The organism is Shewanella waksmanii ATCC BAA-643 (assembly GCF_000518805.1).
GTDB lineage: Bacteria > Pseudomonadota > Gammaproteobacteria > Enterobacterales > Shewanellaceae > Shewanella > Shewanella waksmanii.
In genome coordinates this window covers 249,425-268,233 of record NZ_JAEH01000002.1, presented here as the reverse complement: position 1 = coordinate 268,233, position 18,809 = coordinate 249,425, and the positions used below count along the sequence as shown (strand labels likewise).

At 45.8% G+C, this 18,809-nt stretch carries 17 protein-coding genes; 5 read left to right on the top strand and 12 right to left on the bottom strand.

The annotated features are described in order from the left end of the window. Position 1: 1 nt before the first annotated feature. Both L865_RS0102720 and L865_RS22960 read right to left on the bottom strand, forming a co-directional pair. Positions 2-1,042 (bottom strand): NAD(P)H-dependent flavin oxidoreductase, encoded by a 1,041-nt coding sequence (locus L865_RS0102720; RefSeq protein ID WP_028771823.1) that lies wholly within the window; start codon positions 1,040-1,042, stop codon positions 2-4. Between the two features lie 118 nt (positions 1,043-1,160). Beyond that, on the bottom strand, positions 1,161-2,387 hold the full coding sequence (locus L865_RS22960) for an MFS transporter (protein WP_051484409.1): 1,227 nt from the start codon (positions 2,385-2,387) through the stop codon (positions 1,161-1,163). A 96-nt stretch (positions 2,388-2,483) separates the two neighbouring features. Here L865_RS22960 and L865_RS0102710 point away from each other — a divergent pair, with 96 nt between their 5' ends. Next, the gene (locus tag L865_RS0102710) at positions 2,484-3,374 is read left to right on the top strand and encodes a LysR family transcriptional regulator (protein ID WP_028771822.1); all 891 of its coding nucleotides are present in this window, start codon (positions 2,484-2,486) and stop codon (positions 3,372-3,374) included. Positions 3,375-3,394: 20 nt separating this feature from the next. Here the strand turns inward: L865_RS0102710 and maiA are convergent, their stop codons facing one another. From maiA to phhA, 5 genes are all read right to left on the bottom strand, one after another. Further along, on the bottom strand, positions 3,395-4,054 hold the full coding sequence (gene maiA, locus L865_RS0102705; RefSeq protein WP_028771821.1) for a maleylacetoacetate isomerase: 660 nt from the start codon (positions 4,052-4,054) through the stop codon (positions 3,395-3,397). 105 nt (positions 4,055-4,159) lie between these two features. Next, positions 4,160-5,146 (bottom strand): fumarylacetoacetate hydrolase family protein, encoded by a 987-nt coding sequence (locus L865_RS0102700; RefSeq protein ID WP_028771820.1) that lies wholly within the window; start codon positions 5,144-5,146, stop codon positions 4,160-4,162. Positions 5,147-5,406: 260 nt separating this feature from the next. Next, the gene (gene tyrR / locus L865_RS0102695) at positions 5,407-6,954 is read right to left on the bottom strand and encodes a transcriptional regulator TyrR (protein WP_028771819.1); all 1,548 of its coding nucleotides are present in this window, start codon (positions 6,952-6,954) and stop codon (positions 5,407-5,409) included. Positions 6,955-7,178: 224 nt separating this feature from the next. After that, complete coding sequence (locus L865_RS0102690; RefSeq protein WP_028771818.1) at positions 7,179-7,517, bottom strand: 4a-hydroxytetrahydrobiopterin dehydratase; 339 nt, start codon at positions 7,515-7,517, stop codon at positions 7,179-7,181. An 18-nt stretch (positions 7,518-7,535) separates the two neighbouring features. Further along, on the bottom strand, positions 7,536-8,333 hold the full coding sequence (gene phhA, locus L865_RS0102685) for a phenylalanine 4-monooxygenase (RefSeq protein ID WP_028771817.1): 798 nt from the start codon (positions 8,331-8,333) through the stop codon (positions 7,536-7,538). 402 nt (positions 8,334-8,735) lie between these two features. Between phhA and galU the strand changes: the two genes are divergently transcribed. The 4 genes from galU to L865_RS22955 all read left to right on the top strand — a co-directional run bounded on the left by galU (position 8,736) and on the right by L865_RS22955 (position 11,693). Further along, positions 8,736-9,656: a UTP--glucose-1-phosphate uridylyltransferase GalU gene (gene galU / locus L865_RS0102680; protein WP_028771816.1), complete on the top strand. Its 921-nt coding sequence runs from the start codon at positions 8,736-8,738 to the stop codon at positions 9,654-9,656. Continuing rightward, positions 9,653-10,669 (top strand): UDP-glucose 4-epimerase GalE, encoded by a 1,017-nt coding sequence (galE, locus tag L865_RS0102675; RefSeq protein ID WP_028771815.1) that lies wholly within the window; start codon positions 9,653-9,655, stop codon positions 10,667-10,669. Before galU ends, galE begins: the two co-directional genes overlap by 4 nt. 50 nt (positions 10,670-10,719) lie before the next feature. Continuing rightward, positions 10,720-11,214: a ferredoxin-type protein NapF gene (gene napF / locus L865_RS0102670; protein WP_028771814.1), complete on the top strand. Its 495-nt coding sequence runs from the start codon at positions 10,720-10,722 to the stop codon at positions 11,212-11,214. A gap of 92 nt (positions 11,215-11,306) precedes the next feature. After that, entirely contained in the window at positions 11,307-11,693 is a 387-nt protein-coding gene (locus tag L865_RS22955) for a bactofilin family protein (RefSeq protein WP_037470394.1), read from the top strand. A 57-nt stretch (positions 11,694-11,750) separates the two neighbouring features. Here the strand turns inward: L865_RS22955 and L865_RS0102660 are convergent, their stop codons facing one another. The 5 genes from L865_RS0102660 to L865_RS0102640 form a co-directional block, all read right to left on the bottom strand. After that, entirely contained in the window at positions 11,751-12,425 is a 675-nt protein-coding gene (locus L865_RS0102660; RefSeq protein ID WP_028771813.1) for a DUF2982 domain-containing protein, read from the bottom strand. Between the two features lie 12 nt (positions 12,426-12,437). After that, entirely contained in the window at positions 12,438-13,148 is a 711-nt protein-coding gene (locus L865_RS0102655) for a YdcF family protein (protein WP_037470436.1), read from the bottom strand. A 133-nt stretch (positions 13,149-13,281) separates the two neighbouring features. After that, positions 13,282-14,181: a fructokinase gene (gene mak, locus L865_RS0102650; protein WP_028771811.1), complete on the bottom strand. Its 900-nt coding sequence runs from the start codon at positions 14,179-14,181 to the stop codon at positions 13,282-13,284. Positions 14,182-14,619: 438 nt separating this feature from the next. Beyond that, a complete protein-coding gene (locus L865_RS0102645; RefSeq protein ID WP_028771810.1) occupies positions 14,620-17,214 on the bottom strand; it encodes a glycoside hydrolase family 3 protein in 2,595 nt (864 codons plus the stop codon). A gap of 27 nt (positions 17,215-17,241) precedes the next feature. Next, positions 17,242-18,528 carry a sugar MFS transporter gene (locus tag L865_RS0102640; protein ID WP_028771809.1) on the bottom strand — a complete coding sequence of 429 codons (1,287 nt, stop codon included), beginning with the start codon at positions 18,526-18,528 and terminating at the stop codon, positions 17,242-17,244. Positions 18,529-18,809 lie beyond the last annotated feature (281 nt).

The following is an 18,809-nucleotide window of genomic DNA, read 5'->3' as shown; positions in this document are numbered from 1 at the left end:
GCTATCCATTCCATAGCAATTGGGTTAACTCACTTGCACTCACCTGTCTACAACCTGCGGTATTGCTACCCGCCCATAATGGTGAAAAATGGTTCAGCCCAAGGGATTCCGCTTTAGATCTTAAGGGTGCCATGGCGATCGATGCATATGGAAACGTTGGGGCGCTTGCATTTATATTGCCTAGCTCGTGCATGGCTTTATTACAAATTCCTCGAGCTAACCGACCGGAAAAAATATTAGTCAGCGCGGTGGTGTGGTGTGGGTTCTGTATGGCTTGTCGGTGTAAAGCCGATGTATTAGCTTCGTCACACAACAGATATGCTGTGCCTAGCTGCACGCCTGCTGCGCCGTTAGCGAGCATGCGCTTTATATCAGCAGCAGTCGCTAAACCACCAGCGGCAATCACTGGAACAGACACCGCGTCTATTATCTCGACCAGTAATGTTTGCGTCGGTTGCTGGGTGCTGGGGTCTTCGGTTAAAAACATCGCACGATGCCCGCCTGCCTCGCAACCTTGGGCAATGATAATATCCGCGCCGTTTTTTTGCAGCCAGATAGCCTCTTCAACTGTCGTTGCAGAAGATAAAATCGTTGTGCCCCAAGTTTTTATCTGTGCCACTAAGTCCGGATGCGGTAGCCCAAAGTGAAAACTCACAACAGGTGGCTTTATCGGTTCAAGCATATCGGCCATTGCTTGATCAAATGGCACCCGTAAACCGCTTATTTCATCACTAGCTTGCAGTTGATAGTGCTGATAAAAGCGCGCAAGTTTGGCCTGCCAATGTTGCAACATTACGGTGTCTACAGTCGGCATTTGATGACAGAAAAAATTGAGGTTATAGGGTTTGTTACTGTGCTGGCGAAACTGATTTATTTCTGTGAGTACTTGCTCGTGAGTCAGCATGCCACAGGGAATGGAACCTAACCCACCAGCTTGAGACACCGCAACGGCTAAGCGCCAATCCTGCACACCAGCCATTAGCGCTTGAATAATAGGTTTTTCAATCCCTATGGCTTGTCTGAGTTGTTGACCTATATCCATCAGGCTTATCCATCCTTTATCAGCGCAAACGCGCAGTAGCATTATTGTTGTGACGCTCTAGTTGTGCGCTATTAACATGACCTATTTAGTTACATAGCTTAACACCGGTGAGCCAAATTTAGGTCGCGCCACGATGCAAACGCGCATAGCGGTAAAAAGCCAGTATTTTTTGTTTGCTAAGTATTATGACCAGTATCTGCTGCAGTAGCAAAATCACTAGACTAGCTACGACTAACCCCTGCCAATTGGCTTGCTGCCAAAACGGTAACAAGTAGGGACCACCCAACGCCGCGCCCAAATAGTAACTACACAAGTATAACGCTGTGGCTTTGGCTCTATGAGCACTGGCCCGCTCTGCAACCCAAGTGTTACAAGTACTATGCAGGGTGAAAAAGCCAAAACTCATTATCGCGAAACCCATCACAATGGCGCTAACGGTATCAATCAGCGTAATGAGTGTACCGACAACCATTAACACACTCGCCAACATCAACAACGGTTCGCGGCCATAACGCTTAACCCACTTTCCGCTACGCGATGAGGCGTAAGTTCCGGCAAAATAGCATAGAAATATCAAGGTAACCGTGAAGCTTCCCCAAGCGAAAGGCTCTTGCATTAAATGCAATTGTATATAGCTATATTGATTGACCATCACCATAAACGCTGCGCCACCTAACAAGTAGATTAACGGCATTTTTTTATCTTGCAGATGCAGTTTAAAGCCGCGCAGGTCGCTAGCGGTGATCGCTTTACCTGCAGGTTGTGCAGGCTTACTAGTGTCATTAGCTGGCAATAGCCTCATGGCGATCATAACACCTATCATCGACAATCCTGTAAGCAGTAACATGGCTTGTTGCCAATCAAACAAGGCCGTCATCATGCCCCCTATCAGCCGACCCACGATGCCGCCCACACTGTTAGCGGCAATATAAACGGCACCAGCTTGCAGTAACTGCACTGGGGACAGCATGTCTTTAAAATAGGCCATGGCAATGGCAGGAACTGACGCCAGCAAGATACCTTGCAGTAACCGCATTGCCATAAGTTGCTCAAAACTTGCCACCCAAATCAGTAAAAAATCAACGAGTACCAACAGATATAGGCTAATCACTATCGGCGTTCTGCGGCCAATTTTGTCTGATAGCAGCGCATAAAATAGTAATGAGATAGCCATGGAAAAACTGGTGACAGATAACAGTAAAGTGGCGTGAGCCGGTGCTACCTCAAATTGCTTTGAAACTAAAGGCAGCATGCCCTGCACAATATACAGGTTGATATAAATCACCACTGAGGCAATGGAAAGTGCGCTGATAAGACGTTTGGCTTGCATCGGGTTTGTGAGCATGGTCGGTATAAATAGGTGTAAATTCTAGACTCAGGCTATCACTGACGATAACATAATAAAAATACATAGAAATTATCAACACTATAATTTTTAATTATGGACATTAAACAACTTAAACATTTGCATACACTGGCTAACTCAGGCAGCTTTACTCAAGCCGCTAATGAGTTAAGTATCGCTCAACCGGCCATCAGTCAAAGCATTAAACGCTTAGAAGATGAGCTGGGCGTAATGCTGATTAACCGCAATGCCCATCATCGTGGTCAAAAAGGCAGCCGCTTAGCATTAACATCTGAAGGTGTAGCGCTCAATGAGCATGCGAAAGTCATTCTAAAACAGGTAGAGCAAGCTAAGAGGCATCTGCATGAGCTTGCCAACTTAAGCCGAGGGGAAGTCAGGGTTGCCGTACCGGGTATGCTGGGCTCCTACTACTTGCCCCGGCGACTCATGGCTTTTCGCCATCAATACCCCGCTTTAAAGCTATCTCTGTTTGAAGGTGGCACCCGTGACACCTTAAGAATGTTGCAAAACGAAGAGGTCGACATTGCCATTATTACCGAGCAAGATCTGACTGAAGAGCTAGATAGCCAATGTTTATTAACGGCACAAATGGTGGTTGCCATGGCTGAAGACCATCCACTCGCTCACCTTAAAGCCATTCCATTGCAAGCGTTTTTTGAACATGAACTGGTGATGTTTAAACCCGGGTACTTTCATCGTGAATGGATGCTTAAACATGCTCAACGTTTAGGCATTGAAGTCAATATCGCGTTTGAAACCAACTTAATTAACTTGATCAAGCAAGTGGTTTCACAAGGCTATGCCATTACCAGTGTGCTGGAGATGGTCATTGAGAAAAATGATCCCATATTGGCTAAGCCTTTCGCCCCCGCAGTCAATTTAGATCTGCATATTGCATGGCATAAAAAACGCCCGCTCGGCCAAGCCGACAAGGCGTTTGTAGAATTCTTAATGCATAACCGCTAACAGCAACGATAAGCGCTAAATTAGCTTATCACCGCGTCCGCTTGGTTTTCTGGTAATGCCAATTTAAAGGCTTCAAGCTGATTGCAATGCTGCCATACTTGCTCAATTAGTGGATAAGATGACAGGTCAACGTTAAAACGTTTGGCGTTGTATATTTGCGGCACCAGCACCACATCAGCCAGCGTAACAACATCGCCAAAACAGTATTGACCAGCATGTTGTTGTAATTGGCGCTCAATCGCAGTGAAACCTTGATGTATCCAGTGATGATACCACTGTGACTTTGGATCATCGGCTACATTAAGTGTGTTGGCCAAATACTGCAGCACTTTTAGATTATTCAGCGGGTGCACATCACAGGCAATCGTATATGCCATCGCCCTCACTTGCGCTTTTAATTCTAGGTTGTCTGGCAATAAGCTTGACTGTGGGTAGCGTTCATCTAAATAGTCAATAATCGCCATCGATTGGGTTAGTACGAACTCATCGCCACTAGCATCATCTGTTACCAACGTTGGCACTAACTCTTGCGGGTTGAGCTTAGCGTAATCAGCGGCATGCTGCTGACCACCGTCTTTAACTAAATGCACTGAAATCAGTTCAGCCTCTAACTGCTTTAAATTGAGTGCAATGCGCACCCGGTAAGCAGCACTCGAGCGCCAATAGCCGTATAACTTCATATTCACTCTCCCTCCTGCAGCCACCAAAGTTGTGGTCGCGTTGCAGCCTAATAGATAGCAAAACGGGGCAACAACTGTCGCCCCGTCAATGTAACTCAAGCAAACTTAGCCTTTGTACTGCACAACTTGCTGGTCAATCGCACCGAAAATAGTTGCACCATTGTCATCAAACATTTCAATGCGTACACGGTCGCCAAATCGCATAAACGATGTCGCTGGCTTGCCGTCTGCAATGGTTTCTAACATGCGGGTCTCAGCTAGGCAGCTTGAACCAGCACTGCGATCATAGTTGGAAATGGTACCTGAGCCTATAATGGCGCCAGCACCCAATGGACGGGTTTTAGTAAAGTGAGTGATCAGCTCGCCAAAGTTAAATGTCATATCGATGCCAGCGTTTGGCTTACCAAAGAGCTCACCATTTAAATGTGTCACTAATGGCAGATGCACTTTAGTTTCTTGCCACTTATCACCAAGCTCATCTGGCGTGACAGCGATTGGCGAGAAACTGCTAGATGGTTTCGATTGGAAAAAGCCAAAGCCTTTGGCTAACTCACCAGGAATGAGGTTACGTAGCGATACATCGTTCACAAGCATCAATAACTTGATGTGCTGTGCGGCGTTATCACTACTCACGCCCATTGGCACATCGTCGGTGATCACCGCCACTTCTGATTCGAAATCAATACCCCAATCTTCACTCGCTAATTCAATGTCAGCTTTAGGCGCGATAAAGCAGTCAGAGCCACCTTGATATACCAGCGGATCGGTCCAAAATGTTTCTGGCATTTCAGCGCCACGTGCTTTACGCACTAATTCTACGTGATTGACATAGGCACTACCGTCGGCCCATTGGTATGCACGTGGTAGCGGCGATAAACACTTACTCTCGTCAAAATCGACACTGTTGTCCATCTGACCGTCGTTTAGCGCTTCATACAGCTCTTGTAGTTGCGGTTGAAGTAGTGACCAAGCGTCTAGCAGTTGCTGCATAGTATGCGCAATGGCTGGCACGGCTACGGCCTTTTTTAAATCACGACTAACCAACATCAACTGGCCATCGCGACGACCGTTATCATAAGTTGCTAACTTCATACCCACTCCTAAAAACTGATGAGCACAGGATCATGTTGTCATATTTGCTTTGCTACGGCAAAGCGCTGCCTGTGCGGAACTGCTGTTATTATAGAAATACATCAAGCCAATCCAGATAGGAATAGCGTGATATTAATCACACTCTCACCCTAGAACCTGCTTTTTGTACAAATTAGTTTACAGTCAAAAAAAAGCAGCTAATTCGCTGCTTTTCCCTTAAACATTGGACAAATTACCAGCATCAAAGTGGCAATTTGCTGTTACATCCCTTTTTGCTTGCTGATTTTGTATTCGCGCAATTTATTAGCAATAGCGGTATGTGATACCCCTAGCTTTTTAGCCAACTGGCGCGTACTTGGATACGCTGGATACAAACGGCGTAGCAAACTCGCTTCAAACTGTTTCATTGCTTGGTCTAAACTACCTTCGAATTGGTGATCAAAATAGCCAAAGCCCTCGGCATAGGATGGCAACTTGAGTTGCTCAACAGTCAGTTCGGCCGAGCCATCCCACATTGAGACCGCCCTGAAAATAGCGTTTTTAAGTTGGCGCACGTTACCCGGCCATGCATAGCCCAGTAGATGTTCACGACACTGTGCTGAAATTCTTCGAATGGGAATCGACAATTGTTGGCTGTAATGTTCTAAAAACATTTCAGTGAGTGGAATGACATCCACTTTGCGATCTCTTAGTGACGGCATGTGGAAACTTAATACGTGGATCCGATAATAGAGATCTTCTCTAAAGTCACCGGTTTGGCACAGCTCAGCTAAATTCTTTTGTGTTGAACAGATAATACGCACATCGGCTTGTACCTCTTCATCACCACCAACGCGGCGGTAGGTGCCATCTTGCAGCAAACGCAGTAACTTTACCTGAGCCGAACGTGACATCTCAGCGATTTCATCAAGAAAAACCGTGCCACCTTTGGCCTCGGCAAAGAAACCGCGTTTAATCACTTCGCCCTGACTACTCACGAAACCGAACAGTTCTTCCTCGGCTGCGCTATCTGGCATTGCCGCGCAATTGATGGCAATAAACGGATGTTCACGGCGCATACTGGCATCATGGCAAGCTCTAGCCATTAGCTCTTTTCCGGTGCCGGTTTCACCGGTGATCAGCAAAGGGGCATCGAGCTGCGCCATACGCCGAGCTTGCACTAAAACTTCCTTCATTTTGTCGCTGGCGGCGAGCACATTCTCAAAACCAGTGGTTTGGTTTTGTAGCGCATTAAACTGTTTACCCACCCTGGCAGGTGATTTTAGTGATACCACAGCCCCCGCTAGAATCGTGCTGTTGTTTTCATCGGGTAAGTATATGGGTAGCATCTCAGCCAAGTATTCATTGGGGCCAATATTAACACGTGTCGCTTGTGCTAAGACCACACTTTCACTCAGCCAGCGTCCGAAGTTGAACCCTTGGACCCAGTGGTTAATCGACTCGTCTAGTACTTCATGCTCTTCCATGCCGACAGTCATCAGTGCTGATTCGTTAACGATGCGAACTCGACCTTTCACGTCAATTGAAAATACCGAATCAGGTAGCGTTTTCAGCAACGTTTTTAACGCGTAGTGCTCTTGCTCTGATGGCATAAAAGAAACAGTACGCACATCATGTACTCCTTCGACTTTTCGAATCAGCGGCAGCAATTCACTTAAAGTATCAAAATTAACTTCAGCAAATTGTAAGTATAAGAATCCTTGGTTGCTCGCATCGATAGCTAGCAAATTAATGCCGTAGCCTTCCATAATCATTAAGATATCTTTGGCCAAACCGACGCGATCTAAACAGCTCACTTCCAAGCGCATAGTGTCATTGTCCCTATTATTTTAATTTTACCCTAGTGGGATTTCTCTTGACTGATAGATACGTGTATCAAACCGTTAACAGGTTAATTTTGCTCAGTGTAGAGATTACGATACGTTAGAATGGAATGGCGCTTGTGGCAAGCATTGTTTACAGAGAGACGGTGTTTTGAGTAAAAAAATAGTGCACCACCGTAGGTAATGCACTAATAAATATGTCTTTTTTATTAACCTAATAACTGGTCTGTTTTCGCAGCCATAATGAAATCGTTACGGTGAAGACCTTTAATTGAGTGCGACCACCACGTTACCGTGACCTTGCCCCACTCAGTCAGAATGCCAGGATGATGAAACTCTTCTTCCGCTAAATCAGCCAGTTTATTGGTAAATGCCATAGCCAATTTAAAGTTCTTAAACTTATAGACGCGCTCAAGTTGCATAATGCCATCGCGCACTTCCACACCCCAGTCGGGGATCATTCTGATTAACTCTGCAAGCTCTGCATCGGTAACTTTGGGTGCATCGGCTTGGCATGCCTCACATTTCATTTCAGCTAACTTGGTCATTGTTTTTCCTTTTATCAATTAGTTAGCTTGGCACTTAGGCTCAAACAGCGGTGGTAATAACCCAAGCGACATCGCTTGTTTCACCGCTGACATAATATCCATTGCAACAATTTCATCTAAAAAGTCAATTGACTCAATATGATAGTATATTGGTTGCATTATATCGATTCGGTAAGGGGTGCGTAATACATCAATAAGATCGAACGGCTTAACTATGGGCGTACTGCTCATGGCATATTCGGTTTCACCGGGCGAACTCAAAATGCCACCGCCATAAATCGACCTTTTCCCCTCACTTGACTGCAACAGGCCAAATTCAACGGTAAACCAATACAAACGCGCTAAATATACCCGCTCTTGTTTACTCGCAGCTAAACCCAGTTTGCCATAGGCATGTGAGAAACGGGCGAATGACGGATTCGTTAGCAACGGACAGTGGCCAAATATTTCATGAAAAATATCCGGCTCGCGTAAGTAATCAAACTCCTCTTTGCTGCGAATAAATGTCGCAACCGGAAATGCTTTGTCTGCCAGCAATTGAAAGAACTTTTCAAACGAAATCAATGCTGGCACACCAGCGGTTCTCCAACCTGTGCTTTGCGCTAACACGGCGTCGATTTCGCTCAATTGTGGAATGCGATCACTCGGCAAATTTAACTTCTCTAAGCCAGCAAGGTATTCCTGACAGGCAAAAGGGGGCAAATTGTCTTGTTGACGTGCAAATAGCTGCTGCCAAATATCATGTTCAGCTTGCGGATACTCAATGACTCCATCAGCATTGGGTAGCCGTGCTTGGTACTGTGTTTGTTTGCTCATATTGTAGTTATCATTAGGGCTCTCTATTTCATAGTTGACCAAAGTTGCACTTTTGTTAATAGCGCAAGCCGCTATTATTGAGCTACATTCATAACCCTAGTTGTAAACCAAACGAAACACCCCCTGTTAAACATTAACATAAAAATCATAAAATCAATAACTTAAACCGTAACAATATCTATCCACACACTATCCAAACCGACTTTTACTCGTTCGTTAAATAACCAAGCCTGCTTATATCATTTCCACCAACCACACAAAAATATCAGTTAACGGAATTTACAAAATTTAGCTATAATCAAAACAAGAATAAAAGCCCATTTTAGAAGATGGATCTTCTGCGGATATTGAGTACAATTAGCCACTTAAATATGCGCTACCCCACTACTGACAAGGATTTTCATGAAACCAAACAGTATCCGCAAAGCCGTTATCCCTGTTGCCGGACTTGGCACAAGAATGCTACCGGCCACCAAGGCGATTCCGAAAGAGATGCTACCAATTGTCGACAAGCCATTAATTCAATATGTCGTCAACGAAGCTGTCGCCGCCGGCATAACTGAAATTGTATTGGTAACTCATGCCAGTAAAAACTCAATTGAAAACCACTTTGATTGCAGCTTTGAACTAGAAGCGCAGTTAGAAAGCCGCGTTAAACGCCAATTGCTAAGTGAAGTTCAAGCAATTTGTCCCGACGGCGTAACGGTTATTAGCGTTAGACAGTCGCAAGCCAAAGGCCTAGGGCATGCTATTTTGTGCGCCCAACAAGTTGTCGGTGATGCGCCATTTGCCGTTTTACTACCAGATGTGATTGTCGATGAATACCACTGCAATTTGGCAAAAGACAACCTAGCCGACATGGTGAAGCGTTTTGATGACAATGGCATCGGTCAAATCATGGTTGAGAGTGTGCCTCACCAAAGTGTTGATCAATACGGAATAGCCGACATAAAAGGGGAAGACCTGCATGCAGGCGATTCTTTACCCATATCACAGTTAGTTGAAAAGCCCGCTATCGATGAAGCGCCTTCAAATTTGGCTGTCGTTGGTCGATATATTTTGCCTAAAGAGATTTGGCCACTATTGGCAAAAACACCAGCAGGAGCTGGCGGCGAAATTCAATTAACCGATGCAATTGCTATGTTGATGGAGAAAACGCCAGTAAACGCCTATCTAATGCAAGGTAAAAGCCATGACTGCGGCAATAAGCTGGGGTATATGCGCGCAAACTTAGAGTATGGATTGCGCCATCATCAAATTGGTGATTCTTTTTCCGATTTAATTGTTGAGCTTGCAAGTGAAATACAAGGATCTAAAGTATGACAATTCTTGTGACCGGTGGCGCTGGCTATATTGGCTCACATACCCTAGTCCAGTTGCTTGAAAATAACCAAGATGTGGTTGTCATAGATAACCTCAGTAACGCCAGTGTTGAGTCACTAGCAAGGGTTGAGAATATCACCGGTAAACCGATCACGTTTTATCAAGGCGATGTACTCAATAAAGCGTTACTGCAAAAGATATTCACTGATCACAGTATCACCGCAGTGATCCACTTTGCCGGGCTTAAAGCTGTCGGTGAATCGGTCGAACAACCACTGCGCTATTATGAAAACAATGTCACCGGCACTTTGAGCCTGTGTGAAGTGATGCACCAATTTAATGTCAAAAACTTAGTCTTTAGCTCATCGGCTACGGTTTATGGTGACCCCGCAAGTTTGCCCATCACTGAAGATTTCCCAACTAGCGCGACCAACCCGTATGGACAGTCTAAGCTGATGGTCGAACACATTTTGGCGGACCTATATCAAGCTGATAACAAATGGAATATCGCAATTTTGCGCTATTTTAATCCAGTGGGCGCTCACCCAAGTGGGTTAATTGGTGAAGATCCCAATGATATTCCCAACAACCTGATGCCGTTTATCTCGCAAGTCGCGGTCGGCAAACGCCAGTCACTCAATGTATGGGGCAACGACTACGACACAACCGACGGCACAGGTGTGCGTGACTATATTCATGTTGTTGATTTGGCCAATGGTCACTTAAAGGCGCTGCAAAAAATCGCCACAAAGCCTGGGTTGGTCACTTATAACCTTGGAACAGGTAACGGCTGCAGTGTATTGGATATGGTTAAAGCATTTGAGGCCGCGTGCGGTCACAGTATTGCTTATACCATTGAGCCTCGTCGTCCTGGTGATATCGCGGCATGTTACGCCAACCCAAGCAAAGCCAATCAAGAGCTTGGCTGGCGTGCAACCCATAGCATTGAAGATATGGCTCAAAGCAGTTGGCATTGGCAATCAAATAACCCCAATGGTTATAATAGTCAGTAATCTCGTCGTTGCGTTGCGCTTATACCGCCAGCGCCTAGTTAAGGCTTCTCATGTCCAATCGCATCAACCAAAGTAGGCGCAATCTTTTTAGTCGCCGCAAAAGTAACGTTATTCGCCCGCCTTGGATAAAACAGGATATTGAATTTACAGACGAGTGCACTCGCTGTGACAAATGTATCAGCAACTGTGAAACGCAAATTATTAAACGCGGCGACGGTGGATTTCCCGAAATCGACTTTAGCCGTGATGAATGTACATTTTGTGGCAAGTGCGCTGAGATATGTCCAGAGCCATTGTTCGATACTCATCAAGCTCAACCTTGGACCATCGCGGCGCAAATTAGCGATAATTGCTTAGCATTTAACGGCGTTTGGTGCCAAAGCTGTAAAGATGCCTGTGAGCCAAGAGCCATTACATTTAGTCCGCAAATCGGTCAAGCGCCGCAGCCGATCATAGACATTCAAGCTTGCACAGGTTGCGGAGCGTGTGTAGCGCCGTGCCCTAACTCTGCAATTATTGTTAACCCTGACATCACTACAAAATGACAAAAATCTGACAATGGCGCCAAATATTAGTGGTTTGATTGTGTAAAAATTCAGGATAATATCTAGCTACAACCTCAAAATTGATCTTGTTTATGTTTGGAAATAAGAAAAATAGCAATGGACTCACTTTTATCGCCCAAGGCACTAAGTTATCAGGCGAAACCCATTTTGAAGGCGAAGCGCTAATTGGCGGCGAGCTGTACGGGAAAATTAGTTCAACGGGTAAAATCACCATAGAAGCCGACGGCTACATCGACGGCGATCTACGTTGTAAAGAGCTCAAAGTCTCCGGTGTTTTCAAAGGTAAACTCAAATGCGATAAGCTCAATATTACCAATACTGGCTCGGTCGAGGGCGAGATAGCATGCGAATCGATGGAAATATTTGAAGGTGGTCAGTTTATTGGAATGCGAGTACGTGAAGAGGTTAACTTATTGTCCAGCGTTATCGATGATGACAGCATTGCAGCCAACGGCTAAACACCTCTACGTTGGCGCTAACAATGACTTTAGCGCCATATACCCTATGTTGTAATCCTACTCGCAAGCAGCTTGTTGCTGATATTTTCGCAATAACTGCATAAAATCTTTAGCATCTCTGTCTAGGCAATCCCATGGAATGTATACATGGTAGCCCAAATGCTCTCCTAAAAAGCGACAACGATGGCCAAACATTGCCATCACCCCAGTAAAGCGCTCATCATCAACCTCTAATGGCGTAAATTCCGAGTTTAGGTAGCTTTCTAGCATCAACAGCTCACCATCAAGCTCGATAGAAGAAATAAGCAATGGCCGTTGCTCAGTCAACAACCCCGTCGCCAGTCTAGGCGAGATAAGGTGCAGTAAGGGCGAGATTTTTTTCAACTTAAGCCCAATATAGGGCAAGTCAGTTAAACCTTCAGCGGTATGTACGCGAGGAATGTCGATACGTTGAATATTGTGCCATTCAACCGCAATCGTACCGCGGCGGTGCCGATACACAATCCCTCGCTCGCTAAGCTCTACCGGTATGGCAGGTTCAATAATTTTAGCGATGCCAATGACCAGGAGAATAGCGCCGATAATAAACAGCACCATGCCTACTGCAAATATCGCTTTGTAAAACAGAAATATACTCAGCCCAACAATAAGCGCAACCGCACCGCCGAGCGTACAGGAAATGCCATTATGCTTAGTGATTGAGTGAATGAGTTTAATATCGTCTTGTGCCATGAAATGTCACTCTTAAGAATTAGAAAGGCTATGTTTGATACGTAACCACAGTAAGCCAAGGTACTCATGAATCGCTCGCTGAGAAGCGGATAAATTAGCAATACTGATGTGCCACCATGAATCATCTGAGGAAATAAAATCGGTAGGTGCCGCTAAGGGGCTTAAACCCATAGCTTCGAAAGTGGCCATCGCGCGCGGCATATGTGTCGCAGACGTGACTAATTTAAACGGGGAGCTACCGATTTGCTGCTTGATATATTGCGCTTCTTCAATGGTGTCTCTAGCCAGCGGAAAAAGCGTCATGTTCGATTTTTTTACACCAAGTGCAATCGCAGCTTGTGCTTGAATTTCGGCATGACTTGGGCCAACTACACCACCGTTCCAACCGCTAAAGATAAACTGACAGTGTTGGCTAATGGAGGCTTGACGTAATCCTTCAATCAGCCTTGACAGTGCGGTGGCGGATAGCTGCTGCAGGGCAACATCACTATGAGTTGTATTATGGCTGTTACCTAATACGGCAATCACACAACCCTCTGGCATAACACTATTATTAACAGGGTATTGTTGCTCTAACTGATTAACCAAGTAATAACTACCAAACTGACTGCTTAGTAGCAGTAGCCAAGTAGTTGCAACCACGACAAAGCACTTAGCAAGCCGCGAGCGGTGCCAAAAAATCAGTGCCAATACTAGCATCAGCAAAGTAAATGGGATGGGCATGAAAAACTGTGACAGGAATTTTTTTAAGCCAAACACGATATTTTAAAGCCAACCAATGCGGTTGCGCTCCTTGCCCTATATTGAATAGGGCAAGTCTACATCAGATAAATACGGTTATCCAACAAGTAGGCTGTTAGTTTCCGTACCAAAGCCAAGCGGCACCGCGAACACCAGACGAGCAGCCATACAGGTTAGCCACCACAGGCGTGCGGCATTCACCGCCAAGCACATATTGATTAAGCTTTTCAGGCAATAACGGATAGATCTCTTCCACGTTAGACATTCCGCCGCCCAAAACAATTGCATCTGGGTCGAGTACATTGATCACATGGGCCAGCGCTCGTGCTAACCGGTCGATATAACGCTCAAAACTGCTAATAGCTCGTTCATCACCCTGTGCATACAATGCCATAATTTCGTTGCCGGTCTTAACATTGCCACCGTGCAGATTATGGTCGCGTACAAAACCAGTACCCGAAATAAAGGTCTCTATGCAGTCTTTATTTCCGCAGAAACACTCAGTGCTATTAAACTCATCAGCCGTCATCCATGGCATGGGGTTATGACCCCACTCGCCGCCGATACCATTGCCACCACCATGTACTTTGCCATTGATTGACAAGCCGGCTCCGCAGCCAGTCCCGATAATCACACCAAATACCACGCCTTTACCAGCCGCGGCGCCATCAACTGCTTCTGACACGGCAAAGCAGTTTGCATCATTAGCAACACGAACCTCTCTATCTAATCGTGCACCTAAATCTTTATCTAATGGGTGACCATTGATCCAAGTCGAGTTCGCATTTTTAACTAAGCCAGTAAATGGTGATATCACACCTGGTATACCAATTCCGACACTGCCCTGCTGCCCGAGTGTTGTCTCGGCTTCATTGACCAGTTGCGTAAGGGCATCGAGTGTTTGCTGGTACTCTCTGGGCGTAGGAACGCGTTTACGAAAAATCTCTTTACCTTGATCATCAATAGCCACTAACTCTATCTTTGTGCCACCAAGATCTATCCCCATCCGCATCATGTTCTACTCCAAATCACCATTAGTTACACCATACTCAATTTGTTTTTGCCATTGATCTATTATATTTAGCGACTAACACTGCCGCTTTTGCAATGGCTTATTTTGTCGCAACTCGTCTACTTAGCCATTGACGATTTACAAAATCTTCACACTCCAATAGCCGATACTATGTCAGTTATCGCCATTATAAAAGCGCTGCAGCCACTACTGCATTCGTATTCAATCCAGCGTTGATATTCAATCTCTGCCCGCAATCAAAGCGATTGTCATTATCGCAATGCCGCACAACTCACGCAGCATGACTATCAAGCACTGGCCCATTCTCAGCGATGTAAGTTACAGCGCGATGATGAGCCACTTTCATCCAATCTGCCCTTTATTGCTAGGCTAGCCAACTTTAACTTGGTTAACCCAACCACTCACTCTGCAGCACCAAAATCACTGGCAGCTTAGAGTAGCCTGCTCAGCACCACCTGGAAGGATTGCAATATTCGCCACACCAATAGAGAGCTGGCCTTTAGACGATAACTCAAGCGGTTTGCTCACTCTGCTAAAGTCGACACCTTTATCAGCAAAACATTGTAAGTCTACCGTCAGTGTTGACCACTGCTTTGCAGGCAAAGCTTGTAGGGCTTTAGCAATATCGATACTGGTGCGACATTCAGGCTCACAATCCATAGTTAGCAATACGCTATCAGCATTAAGCTGGCGCTTATCAATATCGAAACTTAATACCCCTTTGGCTTCACTGTATGCCCTTAAATCACGCGGGAAACTACCAAAGATGGCAAAACCACCTTCAGCACTTCCATTTAGGGTAAACAAACGTGCATCTTCTTGAACGTTTTTATCGATAGTACGGGTATACACAACGTCATTTTCCACAATGGTATCTTGCAAGCGAGTTGTCCCTTTACCACTGCCAATCGACATCATCCAAGGAGTCACCACACCGCGGTCAAACAAGGCTAGTGCTTGCAATGCTTCTACATCACGTTCGACCACTTCGGATAAATCAGCGGCAATATTGACGTTATCTGCGGCACTTAAACCATAACCGTAGGCAAACAGCGGCGCATAGTCAGCATCAAAGCGGTTGACTGCGGTTTGATCTGCCCGAATAGGCCAAGAGAATGATAAGCGACCACTAAAGTCATGTTGAACTGCGCCCTCACTATCACGGAATAACACTTGCGCGACGCCATCCCCTTCTGAGCCCGGTAACCAAGCAGCGACAAAAGCATCCGATGCATTTAGCTCCGCATTCACCCACATTGGGCGGCCGCTGATAAATACAGACACAACTGGAATTCCCTGGGCTTGTAATCGTTTTAGCAAGGCAAGATCACGCTTATCACCTCGTTGGTATTCAAGATCATCTCTATCACCATGGCCTTCTGCATAGGGCTCTTCACCAAATACCACAATAGCCACATCCGGGCGCTGCTCAAAACTGCCATCTTCACTGAGGCTTACACTGCCGCCGGCTTGGGTAACTTGCTGCTCAATGCCCTGGTAAATTGAACTTCCTCCTGGGAAATCGCTATTTTCGTTATTAGTCCCCTGCCAAGTGATAGTCCAGCCACCTGACTGTTTACCAATATTATCAGCGGCATCACCGGCTACAAGCACATGCTGCTTAGCGGCGAGCGGCAATAACTGGTTGTTATTTTTCAATAGTACCAGTGACTCCCTCACTGCTTGTCTGGCAACATCACGATGGGCTTTCGCACCAATAAGCGCTGTTTTGCCTGATAGCTGACGCTGCGCTGGGCTTGGTTTATCAAATAATCCCGCACGTAACTTAACTCGCAAAATACGCGAGACGGCATCATCAATGCGGGCCATAGGAATCTCACCTGAACGCGCTTGGGCAAGCGTATTATCATATAAAGGCTTCCATGCACCTGTTGGCACCATGAACACGTCCAATCCGGCGTTAATTGATTCTGGGCAAGATTCATTGGTACAGCCTTTTACTTGGCCATGGCCGTTCCAATCTCCTACCACAAAACCATCAAAACCCATTCTATCTTTAAGCACATCGGTTAACAGATACGGGTTGCCGTGGTTCTTAATACCATGCCAACTATTAAATGATGCCATGACAGTTTGAGCACCCGCGCTCAAGCCCCCGACATAGCCCTGGGCATGAATATCAATCATCTGCTGCTCAGTGGCGAGATTCTCCCCCTGATCAACACCTTTTACTGTCCCGCCATCCCCTAAGAAATGCTTCACAGTGGCGATCACTTGCTCGTTGCCCAAAAAGTCTTGGTCAACACGGCCTTGCAGACCACTAACAATCGATCGAGAATATTCTCTTACTATTTCAGGATCTTCAGAGTAACCTTCGTAAGTCCGTCCCCAGCGATCATCGCGCACCACCGCGACTGTTGGTGCAAATACCCAGTCAATGCCGGTCACCATCACTTCTGTCGCCGTAATGCTGGCTATCTGCTCTATGAGTTGCGGGTTATTTGCAGCGCCTAAGCCAATATTATGCGGGAACAATGTCGCCCCGATAACATTGTTATGGCCATGAACCGCATCCGTGCCCCACATGGTTGGAATGCTCGAACCATCAAGGCTGCTGTCGATTGACGCTTGGTACATGGATTCAGCTAGGGCTATCCAGTCTTGTGGCGTTGCGTGTTTATCGTTATTTGGAAAAGCGCCACCACCATTCAGGTAAGAACCGAAACCGTATTTACGCATGTCTTCTACGGTGATATCGCGGATCTCCGGCTGGATCATCTGGGCAATTTTCTGCTCTAAAGTCATCTCAGCTAACAATGACTTTATTTGCTCTTCAGTGCTGTTATCGGTTTTGACTTCACTGTCAATCACCGGCCAACGGCTAAGCTGCCTATCTGTTGCGGCGCTGAGCGACGCTTTCTGTTGCGCTGGTTTCTCTGCCGCCACAGATGCGGGAGTTGTGGTTGCAGCTTGTTCGGCACAACCCGCTAACCCAGCCCCGGCAATCACCACGGCTAATGACTTTTTAATCAACGCGCTATTTGTCAAAAACATGACTTTGTTCCTCATGACGTTAGGTCCCTATTTAGCAGCATCTTGCAGCAGTTTGTGGCCCGATAAGCCATAAAATACGATATAAGCAAAACAGACAAGTGGTACGATAAATGACAATTGAATGCCTAAACTGTCTGCCATAACCCCCTGAACAACTGGAAGAATTGCTCCACCTACAATGGCTAAACAAAGTATGCCCGAACCTTGGCTAGTATGCTTACCTAAACCATTTAATGCTAAAGTGAAAATAGTTGGGAACATGATTGAATTACACAATCCCACTAATGTGATGGCCCACAAGGCTGTCATGCCACTGGCAAAAATAGCCACTAGCAACAATACCATTGCCACCACACCATTAAATGTCAGTACCACACTCGCAGGCAATTTCTGCATAATCAGTGCACCAATAAAGCGACCAATCATGGCGCCGCCCCAAAAATAGGTGACATATTTGGCAGCTTGGTGTTCCGTCAATCCGGCAATGTCACCCTGCGCTGCAAAGTTAATGATTAAGCTGCCGATACCCACCTCTGCGCCGACATAAACAAATATCGCCAGTGCCCCCAATACTAGGTGGCGGTATTGCCAAGCCGATCCGCCATCGACTTGCTCCGTTGGCGAAACCGCTGCTGTTTGCATTGCAGGTTTAGGTAATTTAAGTAGCGAAAAAATCACCGCCATTAATATCAATGTCCCTGCCAGGATGAGATAAGGCGTTTGTACCGCGGTAGCTTGTACCTTAGTTTGCTCTGCAGCCGGCATTAAGGTATCTGCCGCCACTGACAATATTAACCAGCCTCCTAAAATTGGGGCTACGGTGGCACCAAGTGAATTAAACGCTTGGGTCATAGTTAATCGAGAAGATGCGGTGTTGGCACTTCCTAATATACTCACGTATGGGTTTGCCGATACTTGTAAAATGGTGATACCCGCAGCCAACACAAATAAAGCCGTTAAAAAAGCGCCATAAGAGCCTGTAGTTGCCACTGGATAGAATGCTAGCGCCCCAACACTAGCCACTAACAGGCCAACCACAATGCCGCGCTGAAAGCCCACGCGAGCCACTAACGCCCCGGCAGGCACCGACACTAAGAAGTAAGCCCCAAAAAAACAGAACTGAATTAACATTGCTTGGGTATAGCTCAATTCAAACATACCTTTAAGGTACGGAATCAAGATATCGTTAAGACTCGTTATCAATCCCCAAATAAAAAATAACGATGTAAGACACACCAAAGGAAAAGCATAACTTTGCCCTTGCTGCGTACTATTCTCCTGCACTGCTGTTTCAGCCTGCGGTGTGATAGCCATAATATTCCCCAGTAAACTCAGTTATTTACTTTCAAAATAAATCATCAGCCCACTGTTAACTTTATGTTGCGCCGCTCAAGTGGTAAAAATGAATACCGCCCTGAAATGCACGTTTATAAACAGGTTGACCTTTAATAATGAAAGCTCTATTGTTATGTAAGCGCTTTCATTTATAACACAGTAATAACAATTTTCAAGCCATTTTCGATAGTATTTGTAAGCGCTTTCATTGATTAGGATTTGATAAATAGGTAGTACTGAGGTGCGGCCGCTAGCTAGAG

Coding starts and splice junctions, on each gene's coding strand:
- L865_RS0102720 (WP_028771823.1), bottom strand. CDS start 1,042: ATGGATATAGGTCAACAACTCAGACAAGCCATAGGGATTGAAAAACCT.
- L865_RS22960 (WP_051484409.1), bottom strand. CDS start 2,387: ATGCTCACAAACCCGATGCAAGCCAAACGTCTTATCAGCGCACTTTCC.
- L865_RS0102710 (WP_028771822.1), top strand. CDS start 2,484: ATGGACATTAAACAACTTAAACATTTGCATACACTGGCTAACTCAGGC.
- maiA (WP_028771821.1), bottom strand. CDS start 4,054: ATGAAGTTATACGGCTATTGGCGCTCGAGTGCTGCTTACCGGGTGCGC.
- L865_RS0102700 (WP_028771820.1), bottom strand. CDS start 5,146: ATGAAGTTAGCAACTTATGATAACGGTCGTCGCGATGGCCAGTTGATG.
- tyrR (WP_028771819.1), bottom strand. CDS start 6,954: ATGCGCTTGGAAGTGAGCTGTTTAGATCGCGTCGGTTTGGCCAAAGAT.
- L865_RS0102690 (WP_028771818.1), bottom strand. CDS start 7,517: ATGACCAAGTTAGCTGAAATGAAATGTGAGGCATGCCAAGCCGATGCA.
- phhA (WP_028771817.1), bottom strand. CDS start 8,333: ATGAGCAAACAAACACAGTACCAAGCACGGCTACCCAATGCTGATGGA.
- galU (WP_028771816.1), top strand. CDS start 8,736: ATGAAACCAAACAGTATCCGCAAAGCCGTTATCCCTGTTGCCGGACTT.
- galE (WP_028771815.1), top strand. CDS start 9,653: ATGACAATTCTTGTGACCGGTGGCGCTGGCTATATTGGCTCACATACC.
- napF (WP_028771814.1), top strand. CDS start 10,720: ATGTCCAATCGCATCAACCAAAGTAGGCGCAATCTTTTTAGTCGCCGC.
- L865_RS22955 (WP_037470394.1), top strand. CDS start 11,307: ATGTTTGGAAATAAGAAAAATAGCAATGGACTCACTTTTATCGCCCAA.
- L865_RS0102660 (WP_028771813.1), bottom strand. CDS start 12,425: ATGGCACAAGACGATATTAAACTCATTCACTCAATCACTAAGCATAAT.
- L865_RS0102655 (WP_037470436.1), bottom strand. CDS start 13,148: ATGCCCATCCCATTTACTTTGCTGATGCTAGTATTGGCACTGATTTTT.
- mak (WP_028771811.1), bottom strand. CDS start 14,181: ATGATGCGGATGGGGATAGATCTTGGTGGCACAAAGATAGAGTTAGTG.
- L865_RS0102645 (WP_028771810.1), bottom strand. CDS start 17,214: ATGTTTTTGACAAATAGCGCGTTGATTAAAAAGTCATTAGCCGTGGTG.
- L865_RS0102640 (WP_028771809.1), bottom strand. CDS start 18,528: ATGGCTATCACACCGCAGGCTGAAACAGCAGTGCAGGAGAATAGTACG.